Here is a 22,786-nt window from a genome sequence, read left to right on the forward strand (position 1 = left end):
GACCAGGAAAAGAAGAAGAAGCACATGCTCCAAATGAAAAAACATGGAAAGCTGATTTAGTAAGATGTGCAGCAGTTTATGCAGCAGTACCAACAATTTATTGTAGAGATAATAAATAATTTTTAAAAATATTAGTTTAAGTAGTTTATTAGAACAAACATATAATTTATTAGAGAAAAGGGGAAAAGAAAAATGGCTATAATGGAAAAATATATAGAAAAATTAAACAGCTTAAAATTTGATGAAATGTATAATAATGATTTTATGTTAACTTGGGAAAAATCAGATGATGAATTAGAAGCAGTATTTACTATTGCAGAAGCTTTAAAGGATTTAAGAAAACATAACATATCACCAAGAATATTTGATAGTGGACTTGGAATATCATTATTTAGAGATAATTCAACAAGAACAAGATTTAGTTTTGCATCAGCTTGTAACTTATTAGGATTAGAAGTTCAAGACTTAGATGAAGGTAAATCACAAATTGCTCATGGAGAAACAGTTAGAGAAACTGCCAATATGATTTCATTTATGGCTGATATTATAGGTATTCGTGATGATATGTTTATTGGAAAAGGTAATACTTACATGAGAGAAGTATCAAAAGCTGTAAAAGAAGGACATGAAGATGGTGTATTAGAACAAAGACCAACACTTGTTAACTTACAATGTGATATAGACCACCCAACTCAAGCTATGGCAGATACACTTCATTTAATTAATGAATTTGGTGGAATTGAAAATCTTAAAGGAAAGAAAGTTGCTATGACTTGGGCATATTCTCCTTCATATGGAAAACCATTATCAGTACCACAAGGTATTATAGGATTATTAACTAGATTTGGTATGGATGTTGTACTTGCTCATCCAGAAGGATATGAAGTAATGGCAGAAGTTGAAGAAGTAGCAAAAGAAAATGCTAAAAAATCAGGTGGATCATTTACAAAAACTAATTCAATGGAAGAAGCATTTAAAGATGCTGATATAGTATATCCAAAGAGTTGGGCTCCATTTGTAGCTATGGAAAAACGTACAGAATTATATGCTCAAGGAGATCAAGAAGGTATAGATAAATTAGAAAAAGAATTATTAGCACAAAATGCTAATCATAAAGACTGGGCATGTACAGAAGAATTAATGAAATTAACTAAGGATGGAAAAGCACTTTATATGCACTGCTTACCAGCTGATATAACTGGAGTAAGCTGTAAAGAAGGAGAAGTTGATGGATCAGTATTTGATAGATACAGAGATCCTCTATACAAAGAAGCAAGCTTTAAACCATATATTATTGCAGCTATGATTTTCTTAAGTAAAGTAAAAAATCCACAAGAAGTTTTAGCTAAATTAGAAGCACAAAATAAAATGAGAGAATTTAAGTAAGAAATAATTCATTTAGGCTCTTATTAAATCAATTAAAAAAGAATTAGTAAGGGCCTAAATTTACTTTTAGGCTATAAATTTTAAATGGTATCAATTAGGGGGATAATTTATGAAAAAAATAGTAATAGCATTAGGCGGAAATGCATTAGGAAACAATTTAGAAGAACAAATGGTATCAGTTAAATCTACTGCTAAAGCAATTGTGGATTTAATAGAAGAGGGAAATCAAGTTGTTGTATCTCATGGTAATGGTCCACAAGTTGGTATGATAAATATTGCTATGAATGAATTTATTAAAAATAATCCTAAATATACTGATTGTCCAATGTCTGTATGTGTAGCAATGAGTCAAGGATACATAGGATATGATTTACAAAATAGTATAAGAGAAGAACTTTTAAATAGAAATATAAAAAAGGCTGTTTCTACAGTAATTACTCAAGTAGAAGTAGATCCTAATGATAAAGCTTTTGAAAACCCAACAAAACCAATTGGAAGCTTTATGACAAAGGAAGAGGCTGATATTGCTATAAAAAATGGAGAAAAAGTAATAGAAGATTCAGGTAGAGGCTATAGAAAAGTTGTTGCTTCACCAAAACCAGTAAGTATTGTAGAATTAGATACAATTAAGGCATTAGTTGAAGATGACCAAGTTGTAATAGCTTGCGGTGGTGGTGGAATTCCAGTTGTAAGAGAAGGAAATAGTTTACATGGAGCAAGTGCTGTAATAGATAAGGATTTAGCAAGTTGTACTTTAGCTAAAGATTTAGATGCAGATTGTTTAATTATTTTAACAGCAGTAGAGAAAGTTGCTATAAACTTTGGAAAAGAAAATGAAGAATGGCTTGAAGATGTAAATATTAATGATATGAAAAAATATTTAGATGAAGGTCATTTTGCTCCAGGTTCTATGAAACCTAAGGTTGAAGCGGCTGTTGATTTTGCTGAATCTAAACAAGGAAGATATTCATTAATTACCCTTCTTGAGAAAGCTAAGGATGGAATAGAAGGAAATACAGGAACTAGAATAAGAAATTTATAAACATTGATATAATATACATGTTTATGTAAACGTATAATATGTATATTAATTTATGGGGGGACTCTTATGCAATTAAATGAAAAATCTTTACTTTTCCAATTTAATGGAAGACCAAGTTTAAAAGAAATAATACCATTAGGGCTACAACATGTTGTAGCTATGATAGTAGGATGTGTTACGCCAGCAATTATAGTAGCAGGTGTATGTAATTTAGCACCAAATGATAAAATATTACTTATTCAAACATCACTTATATTTTCAGGAATTGCAACTTTAATTCAATTGTTTCCTTTATTTAGAAAGATAGGTTCAGGACTTCCAATAATAATGGGTGTTAGTTTTGCTTATGTACCAACTTTAACAGCAATAGCAGGTGAATTCGATATAGCTACTATATTTGGTGCTCAAGTAGTAGGTGGAGCTGTTGCTATTATATTTGGTATTTTTGTTAAGAAATTAGCCAAATTTTTTCCGTTAGTAGTAACAGGAACTGTTATATTTTCAATAGGATTATCACTATATTCTGTTGCTATTAAATATATAGCAGGTGGTGCTGGAAGTCCAGATTTTGGATCACCAAAAAACTGGGCAGTAGCCATGATTACTTTAGCAGTAGTTGTTTTTTTAAATCATTTTACAAAAGGTACATTAAAACTTGCTTCTATATTAGTTGGAATAGTAATAGGTTATATTGTTGCATTATGTCTAGGAATGATTTCATTTGATTCAGTTACTTCTGCTGGATATTTTGCAATGCCAAAATTTATGCATTTTGGTATGACATTTAATGCTACAGCGATTATTTCCATGGTTATAATGCATATTGTAAACTCAGTACAAGCTATTGGAGATCTTTCAGCTACAACAGGTGGTGGTATGGATAGAATGCCAACAGATGAAGAATTATCAGGTGGTATAATTGGAAATGGAGTATCAAGTATATTAGGATCTTTCTTTGGATGTATGCCAACAGCTACATTTAGTCAAAATGTTGGTATTGTAACTGTTAATAAAGTTATAAATAGATCAGTATTTGTTTTTGCATCTATAATAATTATTATATCAGGTATAGTACCTAAGTTTTCAGCTATATTAACTAGTATACCTCAATGTGTACTTGGAGGAGCAACTTTATCTGTATTTGCAACTATAACAATGACTGGTGTTAAGATGATTTCACAAAGTAAACTTACTAACAGAAATGTTGCAATAGTTGGATTATCAGTTGCACTTGGTGTTGGTATAGTACAAGTTCCTGATTCATTAGCATTATTCCCAAGTTGGGCTATTTCTATATTTGGTAAATCATCTATAGTTGTAACAACATTAGTTGCTATATTTTTAAATTTAGTTTTACCAAAAGATAAGGAGGAAACAACTCCAGAAAAAGATATAGAAAGTGCTGAAGAATTTGAGAAAGAACTTGAAGAGGAAAAAGAGAAAGTTATTCAAAAATAAAAATTAGTTTACATTTTAAATATTAGGTGTTAGTAAAGTGAATTGAATAACTTTCTAACACCTATTTTTATAAGAATAATTAATTATCAAGGAACTTGAAATATGAAGAATATATTTTTAACAGGAATTAGTGGTTGTGGAAAAAGTACTTTAATAAATAAAATATTAGATACTTTAAAAATTAAATATAGTGGTTATAGAACAAGACCTTATTTTATAAAAGATATAAATAAAGGTTTTTACATGGAAGGTTATATAAAATCTAAGAATAACTTCAGTCCTATTTCTGTAAAATTTGAAAATGAAAAACCTATTCCTATATTAGAGACATTTGAAGTTTTAGGGTGTGAAATATTAAGAGAAAGTATTAAGTATTCAAATACAAAATTAATACTTATGGATGAAATAGGTATATTAGAAGATGGCGCATTAGAATTTAAGAAGGAAATTATAAATTGTATTGAATCTAAAAAAATAGTATTAGGAGTTATTAAAAAGAAAGATAATAGTTTTTTAAACTATTTAAAGAATAGGGAGGATATAATCGTTTTTGATATAGAAAATAAAAATAATCAACAATTAGATGAAATATATTTTTATATTTTAGAAGAAATAAAAAAATATATGGGAAGGTGATGAGTATTATGAGGAGATATAAAAAGTTTACAGCGTTAATATTATGTATGATATTTTTTATGGGAGTTTTAGGTGGATGTAGCAGTTCTTCTAAAGATAATAAAGAAAGCAAAAGCAATATTGTAGTTACTGATGCTTTAGATAGAAAGGTTGAAATAAAAGGAACACCACAAAAAATTGCATCATCTTATTATATATCAACTGCTTTATTAGTTTCACTTGGAGTTCAAGATAAGTTAGTTGCAGTAGAAGGAAAAGCTAAAACTAGAGAGCTTTATAAAATGGCAGCTAAAAATATACTTGATTTACCATCAATAGGAAATGCTAAAAATATAAATGTTGAAGAAATTGCAAAGCTTAAAGCTGACTTAGTTATAATACCAACAAGATTAAAGAATTTTATTCCTAAACTTGAAAAACTAAATATACCAGTAATAGCTATTGAGCCTGAAACATTAGATGGTTTTATTAACACTGTAAATGTTATTTCTAAGGCTGTAGGAAAAGAAGAAAGAGGAAAAGAGCTAGTTGATTATTATAATAAAACTATAGATAAGGTAAAAGATTTAACAAAGAATATTAAAGATAAAAAATCAGTTTATTTATCAGGAACTAGTAATGTACTAAGAACTTGTACAGGAAAAATGTATCAAAATTATTTAATAAATACTTGTGGTGGAATAAATGTAACATCAAATTTAAAGGATGGATATTGGGCTAACATATCAGTTGAAGAGCTTATAAAATATAATCCTGATAAAATTTATATAGTTGAATATGCAAAATATTCAAAAGATGATGTTTTAAAAGATAAGAGACTTCAAGGTATAAAAGCTATAAAAAATAAACAAGTATATGTATTCCCATCAAAAATAGAACCATGGGATTATCCAACACCTAGTTCAGCACTTGGTATGTTATGGACTGTTAATAATTTATATCCTGAAGTATATTCAAGTAAAGATTATGAAAAAGCAGCAAAAGATTTTTATAAGAAGTTTTATGGTATTGAAGTAAATAAGGAAGACATAGGTTTATAATGAAAAAGCATAAAAAGATAATATATATAACAGTATTATTTTTACTTATATTTATTACTTTATTTACAGGTAGATATAAGGTTGATTTAAAAGATATTATAGTTAATTTTAGAGATAGCCAAGATTTTATGATTTTATTCAACATAAGATTACCAAGGTTAATTTTAGTTGTTATAAGTGGAGCTGCTTTGGCTTTGGCTGGAATGGTATTTCAAAATATATTCCAAAATCCATTAATTTCACCAGATGTGTTAGGATTAACTTCAGGGTGTTCATTAGGAGCTGTTATTGCAATACTTTTTATGGCAGCAAATCCTATAGCTATACAATTAAATTCTTTTGTTTTTGGAATTTTATCGGTAATATTTTCATTAGTCTTAGCTAAAAATGTTAAAGAAAATAGAATGTTAGCTTTAGTTATATCAGGAATTGTAACAGGTGCATTGGCATCTGCGCTTATAATGATATTTAAGTATTTTGCAGATCCATATAAGGAATTACCATCAATAGAGTATTGGCTTATGGGAGGTTTTCATAATAGTACATGGAAAGATGTTTTTTATGTACTACCAATAGTTGTAATTTGTGTAATTGCAATAAATTTAATTAAGTGGCAATTAAAGGTTGTTACTATGGGGGATACTCAAGCCAAACTTTTAGGTGTAAATTTAAAAAGAATTAGAATATTAGCTATATTATTTTCTACATTACTTGTATCTTCAGTAGTTTCTGTTGCCGGTATAGTTAGTTGGATTGGACTTTTAGCTCCACATATAGTAAAGCTTCATTCAAGCAATGATATAACAAAAACAATATTTTTAACTCTTTTAATGGGAGCAATTTTACTTCTTGTAGCTGATACTTTGGCAAGATCAATAAGTAGTACAGAAATACCTATAAGTATATTAACATCTTTAGTTGGAGCGCCATTTTTAGTGTATCTTATTAACAAAAGGGGCGATAAAAATAGAATTTAATGATAAGTTAATATTAAAAAATTTAAATGTTAATTATGGAAGTTTAAAAGTTTTAAAAGATATAAATATGATTTTAAAGCCAGGTGAAGTAAATACGCTTATAGGATTAAATGGAGCAGGTAAAACAACTCTTTTAAAATCTATATGTGGAATATTAAATAATGTATCTGGAGATATATTTTTCAATAATATAGATTTAAGAAAATTAAAAGATAAGGAACGAGGAAAAATGATATCTTTTATTCCTCAAAATATTCATAGCAATCAGGATTATTCGGTAGAAGATATAGTTACTATGGGTGTTACTCCTTATTTAAGCATGTTTGAAATGCCGTGTAGTGAACATTATGAAAAAGCTAGGGATATTTTAAAAGAATTGAATTTATATCATTTAAAGGATAAATGTATAGGCGATTTAAGTGGTGGTGAAAGACGTATGGTTTATTTAGGGCGCGTACTTATGCAAAGAAGTAAAATTGTACTTTTAGATGAACCAAATACATTTTTAGACTGCGTAAGGCAACATGATTTATTTAAGTTTATGATAAAGTTAATTAAAGAGAAAAACTTAATATCTTTATTTACATTACATGATATAAATTTAGCTCTTAGATATAGTGACAAAATATATATATTAAATGAAAATACAATTACACAAGTTATAGATTGTAGAAAAGAAGGGTATCAACAAAAACTTATTAATGAGCTTAGAAGAGTTTATTCAAAGGATTTTTCTATAATGGAAACAAAAGTAGGCCCCATGCTTATATATTAAATAAAAATTACCTCGTAACCTTAAATTGTTACGAGGTAATTTTTATTAATAGTGAACTCTTATAATCCAAAATTTCATATTTTTATCACTCCAACCTAAATCCCAAGGAACATCATTTCTATCAGTGTTATGACAAGTTACTAAAGGATATCCTTTAGAATCCAATCCTGTAACGACAGAAACATGTGTAATATCACCTTTTTTTTCGTATGCAACAAAATCACCAGGTAATAATTTAAATGAGAGTTTATAAACATTTTCATAATTTCCTCTAGCAATTAAGCTAGCTCTTCCGCTATAAAGCATATAGTTAGTAAATGTTCCAGCATTTATCCAAGGGGCTGTTGCACTTCCTTTTTCATCATAATTCCAAGTACGATTTTTAGGAAATTTTCCGCCTTCATATAAGGTTTGAGAAGCAAAATTTGCACAATCTCCACCTTCTGCATTGAAGTCTCTATAATTTTTGTTATATATTAATCCAAGTTTAGTATCATGAGCTAATCCACAATATTCTTTAGCATAAGCAATTGCACCTTTTCTTTTTTCGTTAAGATTAGAAAGATTTCTTGGAACTTGATTATTAATATATTTAGTTATATCGTTGGTTTTTAAAGATTCTAATTTTAATGAGTCTGCAAATGGATCTTTATACCATTCTTTAACAATTGACCATTTATTATTTTTTCTAACTATTTTAAGATAGTGATATGTTCCTATTTTAGATTTATTTATTTCCTTGGGAATATCTTTATAAACATAGTTATATTCTGTATTACATATTATAGCAAAGGAAGCTTCATCTTTTTTTATTGTAGATTTTTTTATTAGTATTTTTGGCTTTATAAGAGTAAATTCAACACCTTGTTTCTTAGCCCAATTATCTATATATTTAACTTTTTTTTCTTCGTATTCATATGCCCATTTTCCATACTTAGTTGATGTATCATATAGAGATTCTATTCCTTTTAAATCTTTTGTAAGTGTCCCTTTACTTCTAGTTAAAAATATATTTTTAACTAATTCATTCATTTCTTCTTTAGATGGCATATTTTCTAAGGAATTATTATCAGTTTTATTAAGGTCATCTTCTAAAAGTTTTGAAAAAGTAGTTGTATTATTTAATTTGTCTTCAATTAAGGAAATATAATTTTTATTTTCATCAGTTAAAGGAACTCCTTCAAACCAATTATCAGAAGAATTATTGTTTGCAAAGTACTTAGCTTTTAATATTATTTCAGGTCTATATTCAAAGTGAAGTATATCAAAGTATCCCCACTTTCCACCCCAAATAAAATTATTATCTTCAAATATTTTAACTAATCCTCTTGGATATTCAGATAATCTTTTTTCACCATTTTCTTTTGAAGTCCATTTCCAATAATCTCTATCATCACGTTTTAAATCAATAGCTATTCCATAAGAATGAGGACTTAATCTTGAAGTGCCTGATATAACTCTATAATTATAAGTTCCACTTGCAGGATATAATATATTATTTATATCAGTTCTTGTTTTACCAAGATTTATTGCTTCTCTAAGAGCATTTTCTAAAGATTTATTTGCATTATTTTGTTTATTGAATTGATAATTTGGATATCCATATTTTAAGTTAATTAAGTTTTTTTCAATAGAAGTTTTAGAGGAGCCATAAACTTCATTTAAGAGGCCGTAATGTCTTATTCTACCAGGATTAAATTCTTTAGATATAGTATCAGTTTTATCAAGTGGATAAACTTGTTCTAACATATCTTGTATATCAGGATTATTAAGTTTTTCATTTGGAGATTTTTCTTTTTTATCATCATAAATTATTTTTTTACCTGATTTTAAAATTAAATAAACTTTACTATCTTTAAGCTCTAAATCTTTTATATATCCTGGATAAGCTAACATTATAGATAATATGTCTTGTTTCATTTCTGTTAAATAATCTTTATTTTCTGAAGCTTTTGGTATAAGTTCAATGCTAAGACTAATGGATAAAAATAAAATAAATACTCTAAAAATTTTCTTCATATTATTACCTACCTTTTTTTAAAAGTATCAAAAATAGTTTAACCTTAATCAAATATTTTTATATATGGTAAAATAATAATAAAGTTAAAAATTATAGATGGAAGAGAGAAAAGATTATGAATTTACAAAATGTATATGAAGAATATAACAATGCGAGTAAGGAATATATAAATTTAATTAATAATATAGTTAAGGATGATTTAAAAGAATTTAATTATGAAACATTAGTTAGTCTAAAAGAATACAAAGAAAAGTTTGAAGTTTTAATGGAACGAGCTAGTGAAATTATAACAGGGGATGAAAATGAAATTAATTTAAAGGATTTAAAATATTTAATTTTAGATACAATATTTTTATCTTCAGATCTTATGTATTTTTATGATCTAAAAGAAACTGAAAGATTTAAAATGAGATTTGCTAATTTTTTAAATAAAAGAAGAAGAGCAGAATTTGGCTTTTAATAAAATATATATAAAGAAATTATAATATGAATAAATAGATTTTAAATTTTTTATAATAATATATTTTATAAATAATATTTTAAATTTAAAATTAATAATATAAAGTAATTTAGGGGGATTTAAATGAATGCTATAAAACACTTTAAAACAATAACTAATCATAAATTATTAGTTATGAAATATTGTTTTAAAATTGGACTTTATAAGCAAGGAATACTACATGATTTATCAAAATACTCATGGATAGAATTTAAAGCAGGAATAAAGTATTATAAAGGAATTGAAAGTCCAAATGGTATACAAAAGAAGGTAGAAGGGGTGTCTACTGCATGGTTACATCATAAAGGAAGAAATAAACATCATTTTGAGTATTGGATAGATTACGGTGTTAATCCTAATGATGGATTACAGGGAATGAAAATGCCTAAAAATTATGTAGTTGAAATGTTTATTGATAGAATGAGTGCTTCAATGAATTATCAAAAGAAAAAATATACTGATAAAAGCGCCTTAGAATATTATGAAGCAAGAAAGCAATATTATTTATTACATGAAGATACTAGGATTTTATTAGAACTTCTTTTAAAGAAATTAGCTAATGAAGGAGAAGATAAAACTTTAAAATATATAAAAAATGTAGTTTTAAAAGATGATTTTGTAGTTTAATTTTACAAATAAATTTATTTTTTAGGAGATATATTTATGAGATATGGTATCCTTTCCTTTATTTAAGGAAGCTTTTAATTATTTTAATGAAAATCCTTATAAATTTAATTGCTATCTTGATAATATATGTATATATAAATGGGAATATAACACTTGGAATTTACATAAAGAGTTTATTATAAAAAATAAATTTAAATTTTAAAAATAATTTAAATATGTTTTTTTATTACCGCAAATTATGTATAATAGTATAATCATAATTTAGGGGGAACAGCATGAAATTATTTTTAAAATCGTTATTAGGAATATTATGTATTTTATTAATATTAGTTATAGGTTATGTTATATTTATGATTGTATCTGATTACAGACCAGAAGCTGAAGAAAAGGTACAAATAGATAATAATCAAAAGAAAATATTAGAGTTTAAGAAGGAATATACGTTAACAACATTTAATGTTGGCTATGCAGGAATGGACAAAAATGTTGATTTCTTTATGGATGGTGGTACTATGTCAAGGGCCATAAGTAAAGAAGCAGTTTTAGAAAATTTAAATGGCATAGAGAATATAATGAAAAATTTAAATTCAGATTTTTATTTTTTACAAGAATTAGATAAAAAAGCAACTAGAAGTTATAAAGTAAATGAATATGAAAGTATAAAAGATAAATTCACAGATTATAGTACTTCTTTTGCAAAAAATTTTGATGTAGCATGGGTTCCGCTTCCATTAACACATCCACATGGTCAAGTTTTAAGTGGAATAATGACTATGTCAAAATTTGATTTTAATTCAGCAACAAGATATGACTTACCAGGAAAAGAAAGTTTCTTTAGACAATTAGGTGATCTTGATAGATGCATGTTAGTAAATAGAGCAAAACTTTCAAATGGCAGAGAACTTGTTTTAATAAATGCACACCTTTCAGCTTACGATAAAGGTGGAAAAGTTAGAAAAGTACAATTAGGATTTATTCAAGATTTTGTTGTTAATGAATATAAAAAAGGAAATTATATAATTCTTGGTGGTGACTGGAATCATGAACTTCCAGGAACTAATGCATTTAATTTTAAAACAACAGAGTCACATCCAGATTGGCTTCAAAAGATACCAAATAATTTTGTACCTTCAGGTTTTAAGATTTATGCAGATAAAGATACACCAAGCAATAGAACTGTTATGAATCCATATGTTGAAGGTAAAAACTTAAGATCAGTAATTGATGGATTTATGGTGTCAGATAATATAGAAGTTAAAAGTGTTAATGGAAAAGATTATAATTTTAGATATAGTGATCATAATCCAACAACACTTACATTTAGTTTAAAGAAATAATATAAATAAAGAATATAAAGTTTTATAAAACTTTATATTCTTTATTTTTTTTAGTTAATTATATATTGAATAGATAAGTTCAAATTAATAAATATTATTTTAGAATATAAAAGAGGTTTATAGATTATGATATTTACAAATTTATTGATATTTTGTTAATATATACATATATATAATATAGAAAATAAAGATAAAGAGGATATTTATGTTATTTTTTAAGTATGAAAAAAATAAAAGATTAAAAAGATTATCTATATTTGGATTTATTATATTATTAGTTGGAATATTTGCTCCTAAACTAGATAGATTTATTTATGAAAGAGATAGATATTTAGATTTGGTTTTAGATGATAATATAAATAATATAGATTTAAACTTAGAATTTGATAAAATATTAGATTTATTAAAAATTAATAATATCCCAAAAGTAAGGGAATTTTTATTGAATTATGATAAGTATGGAAAAATAAATAGTTTAAAAATAGATTTAATTGAAGAAAATAATAATGAAAAAGTTAATTATATTATAGAGTACTTACCTAGTGAGTCAAGATGTTATGTTAAAAAAAGTATATTAGATTATTGTGATAATAATCAGTATATGTATTTAAATAATTTTTTAGATGGAATAATGATACTAAAAAATATAAAACTTAAAATTGATAGTGATTTATATGAAATCAAATGTAGTGATGCAAGTTATATGTGTAGAGAAATAAATGATTCTAATATAAAGGGGGTAAGTATTTATGGGAAAAAAGGAGTTTATGATTTATATAAAGAGTATGAATATTTAAATGGTATAATTATTAATCACTATGGATATGATGATGAAATTATAAATGAAGATGGAATGATTATTAGACCATTTAGTACAAAAGTTAGAGTAGAATATATTATGTATATGTAAAAGTGTTGATAAATTCAATGGGTTATTATATAATAATTATTATTAAATAGTAATTTGGAAGGTGATAAAATGGAAAACAAAGTTTTAGAAGTTGGAATGATGGCACCGGATTTTTCTTTAATGGGTTCAGATGGAAAAGAACATAAATTAAGTGATTATAAAGGAAAGAGAGTAATACTATATTTTTATCCAAAAGATAATACTCCAGGTTGTTCATTAGAAGCACAAGATTTTAAAGCTCATCATGAAGCATTTTTAAATAAAAATACAGTTATTTTAGGTGTTAGTAGAGATTCATTAAAATCTCATGATAAATTTATAACAAAATATGATTTACCATTTATACTTTTATCAGATGAAAATGAAGAAGTTTGTAAGTTATATGATGTTTTAAAAGAAAAGAATATGTTTGGAAAAAAAGTTTTTGGAATTGAAAGAAGTACATTTGTTATAGATGAAGATGGAAAAATTCAAGATATTTTTAGAAAAGTAAAAGTAAAAGGACATGTTGAAAGCTTATTATAAATTTATAAGGTTTAATTAAAGTTAAAAAGCTAAGTAATAAAATTAAATTTTATTACTTAGCTTTTTAAATAATATTATAATAAAATGGATTATAATAAGGGTATATTTTTCTATTAAATTTATTAAAAATATATAAAATCGTAAAAAAATATTAATTTTATTATTATTTATAGAAAAATATATTTATATATGTCCTTTTTTGATATATACTATTAGTGGTATATATTTTATTAGTGTACTATATTCAAATAATGGAAAAGGGGATAAATAGATGATCGAATTAAAACATGACCTTGGATTAATAGCATTAAAAAGTTGTACTGAGCTAGGTAATGCTGTAGATAAATATATCCAAACTAAAACAAATACTAGCGAATCTTTTCTAGTTCCACTTGATGAAATAAGATTTGCAAATGGTGAAGGAAAAGTTAAAATTTCTGAAACTGTTAGAGGTAAAGATATTTATATTTTATGCGATATTGGAAATTACAGCTGTACATATAAAATGAATGGATTTGTAAACCATATGGGACCAGATGAGCACTTCCAAGACATAAAGAGAACTATCTCAGCTATAAAAGGAAAGGCTGCAAGAATTACTGTAATAATGCCTCTTTTATATGAATCAAGACAACATAGACGTAAAGGAAGAGAATCTCTAGACTGTGCATTAGCACTTCAAGAACTTGAGAGATTAGGTGTAGATGAAATTATAACTTTTGATGTTCATGATCCTAATGTACAAAATGCAGTTCCTTTATTATCATTTGAAAATATATATCCAACTTATGATATAGTTAAATCACTTGTAAGCAATGAAAAAACTTTAGAGCTTCATAGTGAAAATTTACTTGTAATAAGTCCTGACACTGGAGCTATGGATAGAGCTATTTATTATTCAAGTGTATTAGGAGTAGATGTAGGTTTATTCTATAAGAGAAGAGACCATTCATTAATAGTTAATGGAAAAAATCCTATAGTTAAACATGAATATATGGGTAGAGATGTTGAAGGAAAAGATGTATTAATAGTTGATGATATGATAGCATCAGGAGAATCAGTTCTTGATATAGCATCAGAGCTTAAAAAGAGAAATGCAAGAAACGTATATGTAGCAACAACATTTGCATTCTTTACAGAAGGACTTGAAAAGTTTACTGATTTCTATGAAAGAGGAATAATAAGCAAGGTTTACTCAACTAATTTAACATATGTTCCACAAGAATTAAGAGATTCTAAGTGGTTCCAAGCTGTAGACCTTTCAGAATTCTTAGCAAGAATTATAAATAGATTAAATCATGGAAAATCAATAGCTAAATATATGGATGCAACTGAAATAATACGTGATTTATTGGATTAGTTTAAATATAAATTAAAATAAAACTACTATAATTTTTAAAATTATAGTAGTTTTATTTTGTTTAAGGTAATATTTTAGTATGGAAAAATACAAATATTAAATATAGCATTACTTAAATAATGTAAAAATATTAATATAATAATAGGAATGAGAGTAATAACTTATTATATATATTTATTAGAAGATTGAGGAATAAGTAAATGAAATATATATTTATAATCTAATGTTATAAATTATATTGGAAGAAAACTTAAATAAAATACAACTAAAATATTTAAAAATTATAATTTATTAAGATAGAATGAACATAAATTTAAATATAAAATAGGAGCTTAAATTTTAAGCTCCTAATAAATACTAAGCTTTTGTCTTAAATTCATTAGAACATTTTTTACATGTAACAATGACATTTTTATGAATTCTAGGTAAGCGAAGCTTTTGTCCACATCTAGGACAGGAAATTATTTTGAATTTTCTTTTTTGATTTAATTTATATTTAAGCATATTAAAAGCTTGAGGTATATAATCTAGTGTTATCCTAGGTAAATTATAAGGAATACTTTTATTAAATTTACTAAGTATTTTATTTATTATAGAAAGAAATTTATTTAATTCATTTGTTCTTTTAAATATATTTTTTGAAAAAGTTCTATAAATTACAAATATATTTAAAATTAAACCTAAAAAATTAGTATAGTAATTAAATCCAAGAAAAAAACTTATAATAAGTAGAAAGATTGATAGCAAATCAATACCATATGCACCATAAAATATATTCATATATATTCTCCTTTTATATAAAATTATAATATGTTCAATTTATAATAGGTATTTTAACATATTATAATAAAATTTGTAATAATTATTTAAATACAAAGAAAAAGCTATTAGTTAATTAAATCTAATGGCTTTTTTGTATTATTTTTTATTCTAAATTTTTATATTTAAAAGAATATTTTGTATTTAAAATATATGATTATTTTAAAATCTTCATAAAATCTACAAAATTCAAATTTAAAATTAAATCATAATTTTAGTGAAGGGATTGGTGTTTTGAATAAATTTAAATTAATATCAATATTTATATTTATATTTTTTACAGGAATTTTTGTTGGAATAAAAGCAAACTTTTATTTAGGAAAAAATGAAAAAAAGAAAGAAGTAAAAGAAAATTCAATTTATGAAAGAATTAAAGCAGAGGGAAATATAATAAATAAAAGTTTTAAAAATGATAAATTAGACCCTTTAATAACTATTGCTGAAAAACAAAGTAATTTTAATATTAAATTAGATGGAATAAAAAAAGATGAGAAGGTTGTTTTAATAAATACGTATACTGGAGAAAAAGTTGAGTTTAATACTGATGGAGAAGGAATTTTTTCAGTTGATACGAGTCTTGAAACGGGGAAAGATTATGTAATTCTTATGAATAATAAATTAATTGGTTCTATAAAGATTATAGATAGTTTTAAAAATATTAATATAGAAGAAGTTTATAATCAAAGCTTAAAATCAATTAGTTGTGGCCTTTAGGAGGGAGTATATGAATTATATAATATTATTTTTAGAAGGAATAATAACCTTTATTTCACCTTGTATATTACCTATGGTACCTATATATATTTCATATTTTATGGGAAGTAATACTGATAACGGAAATAATAAAAACAAAGGATTTATAAATTCTTTAGCTTTTGTAATTGGATTTGCATTTATATTTACTTTATTAGGTGGGATGGCTGGTAAGTTTGGAAATTTAATTAATGAATATATGAATATTTTTAATATAATATCTGGAATATTATTGATAATATTTGGACTTAATTATATAGGAATATTAAAAGTTAATATTCTTCAAAGAACTTTTAGAATAAATAATGTACTAAAAAGCAATTCAATAATTTCATCACTATTATTTGGTTTTGTATTTGGAGTTGGTTGGACTCCATGTGTTGGACCATTTTTGGGGTCAGCAATGATGTTTGCAGCAAATTCAAGTCATACATTACAAGGAGTTAGTATGCTTTTAGTATATAGTTTAGGTCTTGGAATTCCATTTATATTATCAGCATTATTAATTGATACTTTAAAAAGCACATTTAATTTTATAAAAAGAAATTATAAAGTTATAAATAGAATTTCTGGAACAATACTAATTATTATAGGAGTCTTAATGATGACTGGATACTTAAATAAGGTATTAGCATTATTAACATTTTAAGGAGGAAGTTTTTTTGAATAATAAAAGTAGGATTATATATATAGTTTTGACTCTTTTTATATTAATTATAGGTAGTTTTATAGGTTATAAATATTTATCTAAAAGTTATGAAAGTACTCAAGAAGGAAAACAATTTGTAGAAAGTGGATTTACAGAAAAAGTTAAAGAAGAAACAGTAGAAAAGGCTCCAAATTTTATTGCTTTTGATAAAGATGGAAAAGAAGTGAGGCTTTCAGATTTTAAAGGGAAAAAAGCTGTTGTTGTTAATTTTTGGGCGAGTTGGTGTCCACCATGTAAAGCAGAAATGCCATATTTTAATAATGCAGCAAAGAAATATAAAAATAATGATTTAGAAATATTAATGGTTAATCTTACAGATGGAATGAGAGAAACTAAGGATAAAGCTCTTGAGTATGTAAAAAAAGAGGGTTATAATATGAACATATTGTTTGATGAACAGTTAAATGGCGCATCAGCTTATAATGTTCAAGCATTACCAAGAACATTATTTATAGATAAAAGTGGAAATATACAAAATGATTATACAGGTCTTATAACACAAGAAATACTTAATGATAATATAGAAACTATTATAAGTTAATCATAAATAATAAAAGTCAGTGCTAACTTTTAGTAGTGCTGATTTTTTTATTTTAAAAATATAATTTAAAAGGTGATTTTATGAATAAAAATAAAATACTTGTTGTTGATGATGAAATTAAAATAGTTGAAGTAGTAAAAGCTTATCTTGAAAAAGATAATTATGAAGTTTTTATAGCTACTGATGGGAAAAGTGCATTAAAAAGTTATGATGATAATAAACAAGATTTAATAATTTTAGACTTAATGTTACCAGATATTACTGGGGAGGAAGTATGTAAAATATTAAGGGAGAAATCAGATGTTCCAATAATAATGCTTACTGCAAAAGTTGATGAAGAAAATATATTAAATGGATTTAATATTGGAACTGATGATTATGTTATTAAGCCTTTTAGTCCAAAACAGCTTATAGCTAGAGTAAATGCAATAATAAAAAGAGTTAAGAATAGTAAATCAAAGTTATCATTTAATAATGGAGATTTGATAATTGATAAAGATAGTTATGAAGTATTTAAAAATAATAATCTAATAACTCTTACTCCATCAGAATATAAAATACTTCTTCAATTAGCTGAAAATAAAAATAAAGTTTTTACGAGAGGGGATATTATAAGTAAAACTATGGAAGATGACAGTTTTGTTTATGATAGAATAGTTGATTCTCATATTAAAAATATAAGAGCAAAAATAGAAGATGATAATAAAAAACCAAAATATATTTTAACTGTACATGGAATTGGATATAAGTTTGGTGGTGATTAAATTTTGAATAAATTAAAATATAGATTTACATTAATATTTATAGCGTTTTCTTTGATTTTAGTTTTTATGATTAGTATAATTGCTAATATTTTTATAAAGAAAAATTTTAATAGTTACATAGAAGATAGTATAAATGAAAAAAAGTCAGATATTATTTCAAATGTAACAAGTTCATATAAAAATGGAAGTTTTAATAAAGAAAATATAAAAACTATTGGTTTAAATGCTGCAAAACAAGGTTTTATAATAAAACTCATAGATAATAATAAAAATGTAATATGGGATGCAAGAAAAGTAAATAAGCTTCTTTGTGAATCAGTTTTAGAAAAAAATAAAGAAAATACAAATAAAATAAATCCTAATATAAATGGTGAGAATACTATAGAAAAAATAATTATAAAACATAATAAACAATCTTTAGGAATTTTACAAATAGAATATATAGGGCCATTTTATTATAATGATTCAGATTTAATCTTTTTTAATACATTAAACAATGTTTTAATTGGTATTTTAATATTAGCAATAATTTTTTCTGTAATTATTGGAATACTTCTGTCACATACAATAAGTAAACCTATAATAAAAGTTATAGATGCTACCAAACTAATTTCGGAAGGAGAATATTCAAAAAAGATTATTTGTAAAAATAAAATTCAAGAAATAAATTCAATGGTTAATTCAATAAATAAATTAGCATATAAATTAAGTGAAGAAGATAAGCTTAGAAAAATATTAACTAAAGATATATCACATGAATTAAGAACACCATTAACTACAATACAAGTACAAGTTGAGGCTTTAATTGATGGTATTTTAGAGCCAACAGAAGAAAGACTTAAAAGTATTTATGAAGAAATCCAAAGGCTAAATAGATTAGTTAAATCTTTAGAGAATTTATGTAAATATGAAAGTGATTTAATAAAGTTAAATAAAGAAAAAATTAATATAAAAGAACTTATAGAAAATTTATGTATAAATTTTGAAAAGCAAATTTTAGACAAAAATATAAGTTTAAAATTAAACTTAGAGAATAATTTTATAAATGCTGATAAAGATAAATTTAGTCAAGCTATAATAAATATATTATCAAATAGTATAAAATATACAAATGATTACGGTCATATAAATATATCATCTTATGAAGAAAATAATTATGTTTATATATCAATAAAAGATGATGGTATTGGTATAAGAAATGATGACTTAAAATATATATTTGAAAGGTTTTATAGAGTTGATAAATCAAGAAATAGTAAAACTGGTGGGGTTGGAGTTGGATTAACTATAGCAAGAAGTATAATGGAAGCTCATGATGGAGATATAAAGGTTATTAGTAAGTTTAATAAAGGAAGTGAATTTATATTAACTCTTAAAAAGGATAAGTGTTTTTAAAAGTTGAAATGACTAGATAAAAATAGTATCATAATCATATAATGGAAAATAGTGAGTTAATATACATAAGTTTATTAACAATTTTAAATTGTATTAATTAAATTTAGAAATTAATATAAATTATTTTTTAAGAGGAGTATATTTGTTTAATCTCCTCTTATTCTTTATAAAAAGGGAGGAGAGATTATAATGAATGGATCAAAAATAAAATATTTTAATAATTATGGAAGTAGTGAAAAAGATATAAAAGAATCAACTACCCTTTTAAATAGTGTAAAAGAGATAGGATATTTTAAAGGAGAAAATAATAAAGATATTTATTATGAAAAATATATTTTACCAGATGAAAAAGGAAAAATAGTAATAAGTCACGGATTTACAGAATTCTTAGGTAAATATGAAGAGATAATTTATTATTTCTTAAAAAATGGATATTCTGTTTTTGGTCTTGAACATAGAGGTCATGGGAGATCAGGATGTTTTGGTAAAATTGATAAAACTCAAGTAACTGTAGAAAAATTTGATTATTATATTGAGGATTTAAAGAAATTTCTTGATGAAATAGTTAAAGGAAGTCCAGAAAATACATATTTATATGCTCATTCAATGGGTGGGGCTATAGGTTGTATATTTCTTGAAAGATATAATGGATACTTTAAAAAGGCTATATTAAGTACTCCTATGTTTAGAATAAAAACAGGAAAAATATCTAATAAGCTAGCAAAATTAATATCTGGAACTATGGTTAGAGTTGGAAAAGGTGAAGACTTTATATTTGGACAAAAATGTTTTGATGAAAAGTTTGATTTAGAATCAGCAGCAACTTCAAATGAACACAGATATAGAAATTATCATAATAAATTAATGGAAAATGCAGAGCTTAGAAGAGGTGGGGGTTCATTTACATGGTTAAGTGAATCTATTAAAGCAACTGAATATTTAATAGATAGAGAGAATATTTCAAATATAGATGTTCCAATATTACTTTTTCAAGCTGGGAGAGATGATTTTGTAGAGGCTGAAGGTCATAATAAGTTTAATGAATTATGTAAAAATTGTAATTTAGTTAGATTTGATAATGGTAAACATGAATTATATTTAGAAATGGACGAGATATTGCACGAGTATTTAGATATTATATTTAATTTTATAGGATAATGTATTAAAGAGAAATTTGGGGAATAGTCAATTGGATTTTTTGAAAATTAAATGATAAAGTTAATATATAGATAAAGCCGCACACTTATTTTAGTGTGCGGTTTTATCATATAATTTATATAGGAGGGATTAAATATGAAAACAAATTATCATACTCATAATTATAGATGTAATCATGCAGTTGGAACAATTAAAGAATATGTAGAAGAAGCTATTAAAGAAGGATATGATGTTATTGGATTATCAGATCATTTACCGCACCCTGGAAAAAATATAGATAACGAAAATAGAATGAAATATGAAGACCTTCCAGAATATTTTAAAGAAATTGATAAAGTAAAAGAAATGTACGGTGATAAAATAGAAATAAAAAAGGGAATTGAGTGTGAGTATTTTCCAGATTTTTTATGGCTTTATGATGAATTAAAAGAAAAATTTAAGGTAGATTACTTAATACTTGGAGCACATTTTTTTCCATACAACGGAAAATGGTTTTACATAGGTAGTTATTTAACACCGGATAGTTTAGAAAAGTATGTTGATTTTGTATTAGAGTCAATGGAAAGTGGACTATTTGCATACATAGCTCACCCAGATTTATTTGGAAGTGGATATAGAGACTGGGATGAGCATTCAATAAAGGCGTCAAGGAGAATATTAAAAAAAGCAGAAGAACTTGATATGCCTATAGAGATAAACATAAATGGATTTAAAAAAAGAAAAATAAAATATAATAATGGTGAAAGATATATGTATCCAATAAGAGAATTTTGGGAACTTTCCAAAGAATATAATGTAAAGAGAATAATAGGTGTAGATGCACATAAACCTGAAGACATGAGAGATTTTAAAATAGCTGTAGATTTTGCAAATGAATTAGGATTAAAAATAATTGATAAAATAGAATTAAATAAATAATAAAATATAGAGTAGATATTTTTATCTACTCTATATTTTATTAAATTTTATTTTTTATTTAAATATTCTTCTAAAGTTATATTTTGGCTATTTATTTCTTTAGCAACATCTTTACCAACGTATCTTAAATGCCATGGCTCGTAATTATATCCAGTTATATTTTCCTTTCCTTTAGGATATCTTAAAATAAAACCAAATTTAGTCATATTATCTTTTAACCATTTGAAGGTTTTGGTATTTTCAAAACCGTCATTTAAGTTACTATATTCATTTGATAATACATCAACAGCAAGTCCGGTTTGATGTTCGCTATGACCAGGCTTGGCTACATATTTTTCTGCATGTTCAATTCCATTTCTTTCTTTACTACTATTAAATACTGATACTTGGTAATCATAAGATCTATAACCTGATATACCTTTAAGTATTATTCCATCTTTAGCAGCAGCTAAAAACATATTTTCAAGAGCATTAGCCGCATCTTTTCTAAGTGGTTGTTTCATACTAAGAGAATAATTATTGTAAGTAGCTTTAGGCATTACAAGGTCAGAAGGCTTATATGAACTATCTATAGAATATTTTTTGTTTACTAATAAAATATTAGCTACAGATGAGGATGTCTTTATATCTTTTTTCTTTGACTCTGTTTTATTATTTTGTGATATTTCAGTTTTTGGGGGTTTTATTATCTCTGGAGTTTCATTATTTTTATTTATGTTATTTTTATAAATATATCCACTTATTAAAGTTGTTAATCCAAGAGTTATAAAAAATATTAATATTAGAATTATAAATTTATTTCTTTTTTTATATCTTTTTCTTCTCATAAATGTTCAATCCTTACTGTTTATATTTTTCACAAAGAGAAATTTAATAAAGTTTATATAATATTAAGTTAAAATCAATAAACAGTTAAATTTTTCTAAATCCATATCTTATTTTATATTATAGCACTTAATAATAAAAGTATTTTTATCATTTTAAAAATATTTTAAATATATATTGTAAAAATATTGTAAAAATAGAAATAAAATGATAATATTTAATTGTAGGGTGAAAATGTTTTCAAATTTTCAAAAAAATGAAAAAAATATTCATTTATCTATTTGTATAAACATAATAATATTTTTGAGAATA

The 22,786-nt window shown here is 24.7% G+C and carries 23 protein-coding genes and 1 pseudogene; 20 read left to right on the forward strand and 4 right to left on the reverse strand.

Features of this window, described 5'->3' with window-relative positions; translation table 11 throughout:
• Positions 1-192 precede the first annotated feature (192 nt).
• The 7 genes from ygeW to AC4FQ1_RS11190 all read left to right on the forward strand — a co-directional run bounded on the left by ygeW (position 193) and on the right by AC4FQ1_RS11190 (position 7,314).
• On the forward strand, positions 193-1,386 hold the full coding sequence (ygeW, locus tag AC4FQ1_RS11160) for a knotted carbamoyltransferase YgeW (RefSeq protein WP_303130700.1): 1,194 nt from the start codon (positions 193-195) through the stop codon (positions 1,384-1,386).
• Between the two features lie 109 nt (positions 1,387-1,495).
• Positions 1,496-2,428: a carbamate kinase gene (arcC, locus tag AC4FQ1_RS11165; protein ID WP_491169687.1), complete on the forward strand. Its 933-nt coding sequence runs from the start codon at positions 1,496-1,498 to the stop codon at positions 2,426-2,428.
• Positions 2,429-2,494: 66 nt separating this feature from the next.
• A complete protein-coding gene (locus AC4FQ1_RS11170; protein WP_303130697.1) occupies positions 2,495-3,886 on the forward strand; it encodes a uracil-xanthine permease family protein in 1,392 nt (463 codons plus the stop codon).
• Between the two features lie 102 nt (positions 3,887-3,988).
• A complete protein-coding gene (locus AC4FQ1_RS11175) occupies positions 3,989-4,522 on the forward strand; it encodes a nucleoside-triphosphatase (RefSeq protein ID WP_491169688.1) in 534 nt (177 codons plus the stop codon).
• Between the two features lie 8 nt (positions 4,523-4,530).
• Positions 4,531-5,562: an ABC transporter substrate-binding protein gene (locus AC4FQ1_RS11180; RefSeq protein WP_491169689.1), complete on the forward strand. Its 1,032-nt coding sequence runs from the start codon at positions 4,531-4,533 to the stop codon at positions 5,560-5,562.
• Positions 5,562-6,539 (forward strand): FecCD family ABC transporter permease, encoded by a 978-nt coding sequence (locus AC4FQ1_RS11185; RefSeq protein WP_491147511.1) that lies wholly within the window; start codon positions 5,562-5,564, stop codon positions 6,537-6,539. Before AC4FQ1_RS11180 ends, AC4FQ1_RS11185 begins: the two co-directional genes overlap by 1 nt.
• 10 nt (positions 6,540-6,549) lie before the next feature.
• Positions 6,550-7,314: an ABC transporter ATP-binding protein gene (locus tag AC4FQ1_RS11190; RefSeq protein ID WP_491169760.1), complete on the forward strand. Its 765-nt coding sequence runs from the start codon at positions 6,550-6,552 to the stop codon at positions 7,312-7,314.
• 45 nt (positions 7,315-7,359) lie between these two features.
• On the opposite strand, the gene AC4FQ1_RS11195 is transcribed toward AC4FQ1_RS11190, so the two are convergent.
• Together AC4FQ1_RS11195 and AC4FQ1_RS11200 are read right to left on the reverse strand one after the other, a co-directional pair.
• Positions 7,360-8,460 carry an amidase domain-containing protein gene (locus tag AC4FQ1_RS11195; RefSeq protein WP_491169761.1) on the reverse strand — a complete coding sequence of 367 codons (1,101 nt, stop codon included), beginning with the start codon at positions 8,458-8,460 and terminating at the stop codon, positions 7,360-7,362.
• Positions 8,437-9,333 (reverse strand): annotated as a pseudogene (locus AC4FQ1_RS11200) (M15 family metallopeptidase); the annotation flags it as partial. The gene AC4FQ1_RS11195 and the pseudogene AC4FQ1_RS11200, both read right to left, overlap by 24 nt.
• Positions 9,334-9,449: 116 nt before the next feature.
• On the opposite strand from AC4FQ1_RS11200, the gene AC4FQ1_RS11205 reads away from it, so the two are divergent.
• The 6 genes from AC4FQ1_RS11205 to AC4FQ1_RS11230 all read left to right on the forward strand — a co-directional run bounded on the left by AC4FQ1_RS11205 (position 9,450) and on the right by AC4FQ1_RS11230 (position 14,592).
• A complete protein-coding gene (locus tag AC4FQ1_RS11205; RefSeq protein WP_303130688.1) occupies positions 9,450-9,794 on the forward strand; it encodes a hypothetical protein in 345 nt (114 codons plus the stop codon).
• A gap of 123 nt (positions 9,795-9,917) precedes the next feature.
• A complete protein-coding gene (locus tag AC4FQ1_RS11210) occupies positions 9,918-10,460 on the forward strand; it encodes a DUF5662 family protein (protein ID WP_491169690.1) in 543 nt (180 codons plus the stop codon).
• 275 nt (positions 10,461-10,735) lie between these two features.
• A complete protein-coding gene (locus AC4FQ1_RS11215) occupies positions 10,736-11,797 on the forward strand; it encodes an exonuclease/endonuclease/phosphatase family protein (RefSeq protein ID WP_303130685.1) in 1,062 nt (353 codons plus the stop codon).
• Between the two features lie 205 nt (positions 11,798-12,002).
• On the forward strand, positions 12,003-12,707 hold the full coding sequence (locus AC4FQ1_RS11220; RefSeq protein WP_491169691.1) for a hypothetical protein: 705 nt from the start codon (positions 12,003-12,005) through the stop codon (positions 12,705-12,707).
• Positions 12,708-12,776: 69 nt separating this feature from the next.
• Positions 12,777-13,232 (forward strand): peroxiredoxin, encoded by a 456-nt coding sequence (locus AC4FQ1_RS11225; RefSeq protein WP_303130683.1) that lies wholly within the window; start codon positions 12,777-12,779, stop codon positions 13,230-13,232.
• 271 nt (positions 13,233-13,503) lie between these two features.
• Positions 13,504-14,592, forward strand: a complete 1,089-nt coding sequence (locus tag AC4FQ1_RS11230; protein WP_491147504.1) for a ribose-phosphate pyrophosphokinase — start codon at positions 13,504-13,506, stop codon at positions 14,590-14,592.
• A 357-nt stretch (positions 14,593-14,949) separates the two neighbouring features.
• On the opposite strand, the gene AC4FQ1_RS11235 is transcribed toward AC4FQ1_RS11230, so the two are convergent.
• On the reverse strand, positions 14,950-15,372 hold the full coding sequence (locus AC4FQ1_RS11235; RefSeq protein ID WP_491169692.1) for a zinc ribbon domain-containing protein: 423 nt from the start codon (positions 15,370-15,372) through the stop codon (positions 14,950-14,952).
• A gap of 273 nt (positions 15,373-15,645) precedes the next feature.
• Between AC4FQ1_RS11235 and AC4FQ1_RS11240 the strand changes: the two genes are divergently transcribed.
• The 7 genes from AC4FQ1_RS11240 (at position 15,646) to AC4FQ1_RS11270 (ending at position 21,649) form a co-directional block, all read left to right on the forward strand.
• Positions 15,646-16,125 carry a hypothetical protein gene (locus tag AC4FQ1_RS11240; RefSeq protein ID WP_491169693.1) on the forward strand — a complete coding sequence of 160 codons (480 nt, stop codon included), beginning with the start codon at positions 15,646-15,648 and terminating at the stop codon, positions 16,123-16,125.
• Between the two features lie 10 nt (positions 16,126-16,135).
• On the forward strand, positions 16,136-16,813 hold the full coding sequence (locus AC4FQ1_RS11245) for a cytochrome c biogenesis CcdA family protein (protein ID WP_491169694.1): 678 nt from the start codon (positions 16,136-16,138) through the stop codon (positions 16,811-16,813).
• A gap of 13 nt (positions 16,814-16,826) precedes the next feature.
• Positions 16,827-17,414: a TlpA family protein disulfide reductase gene (locus AC4FQ1_RS11250; RefSeq protein ID WP_491169695.1), complete on the forward strand. Its 588-nt coding sequence runs from the start codon at positions 16,827-16,829 to the stop codon at positions 17,412-17,414.
• Between the two features lie 80 nt (positions 17,415-17,494).
• On the forward strand, positions 17,495-18,178 hold the full coding sequence (locus AC4FQ1_RS11255; protein WP_491169696.1) for a response regulator transcription factor: 684 nt from the start codon (positions 17,495-17,497) through the stop codon (positions 18,176-18,178).
• A 3-nt stretch (positions 18,179-18,181) separates the two neighbouring features.
• The gene (locus tag AC4FQ1_RS11260) at positions 18,182-19,573 is read left to right on the forward strand and encodes a HAMP domain-containing sensor histidine kinase (protein ID WP_491147496.1); all 1,392 of its coding nucleotides are present in this window, start codon (positions 18,182-18,184) and stop codon (positions 19,571-19,573) included.
• A 189-nt stretch (positions 19,574-19,762) separates the two neighbouring features.
• A complete protein-coding gene (locus AC4FQ1_RS11265) occupies positions 19,763-20,731 on the forward strand; it encodes an alpha/beta fold hydrolase (RefSeq protein WP_491169697.1) in 969 nt (322 codons plus the stop codon).
• 135 nt (positions 20,732-20,866) lie between these two features.
• A complete protein-coding gene (locus tag AC4FQ1_RS11270) occupies positions 20,867-21,649 on the forward strand; it encodes a histidinol-phosphatase (protein ID WP_303130878.1) in 783 nt (260 codons plus the stop codon).
• Positions 21,650-21,696: 47 nt separating this feature from the next.
• On the opposite strand, the gene AC4FQ1_RS11275 is transcribed toward AC4FQ1_RS11270, so the two are convergent.
• Positions 21,697-22,476 (reverse strand): M15 family metallopeptidase, encoded by a 780-nt coding sequence (locus AC4FQ1_RS11275; protein ID WP_491169698.1) that lies wholly within the window; start codon positions 22,474-22,476, stop codon positions 21,697-21,699.
• Positions 22,477-22,786 lie beyond the last annotated feature (310 nt).

This window comes from Clostridium sp. TJA020 (assembly GCF_058310295.1).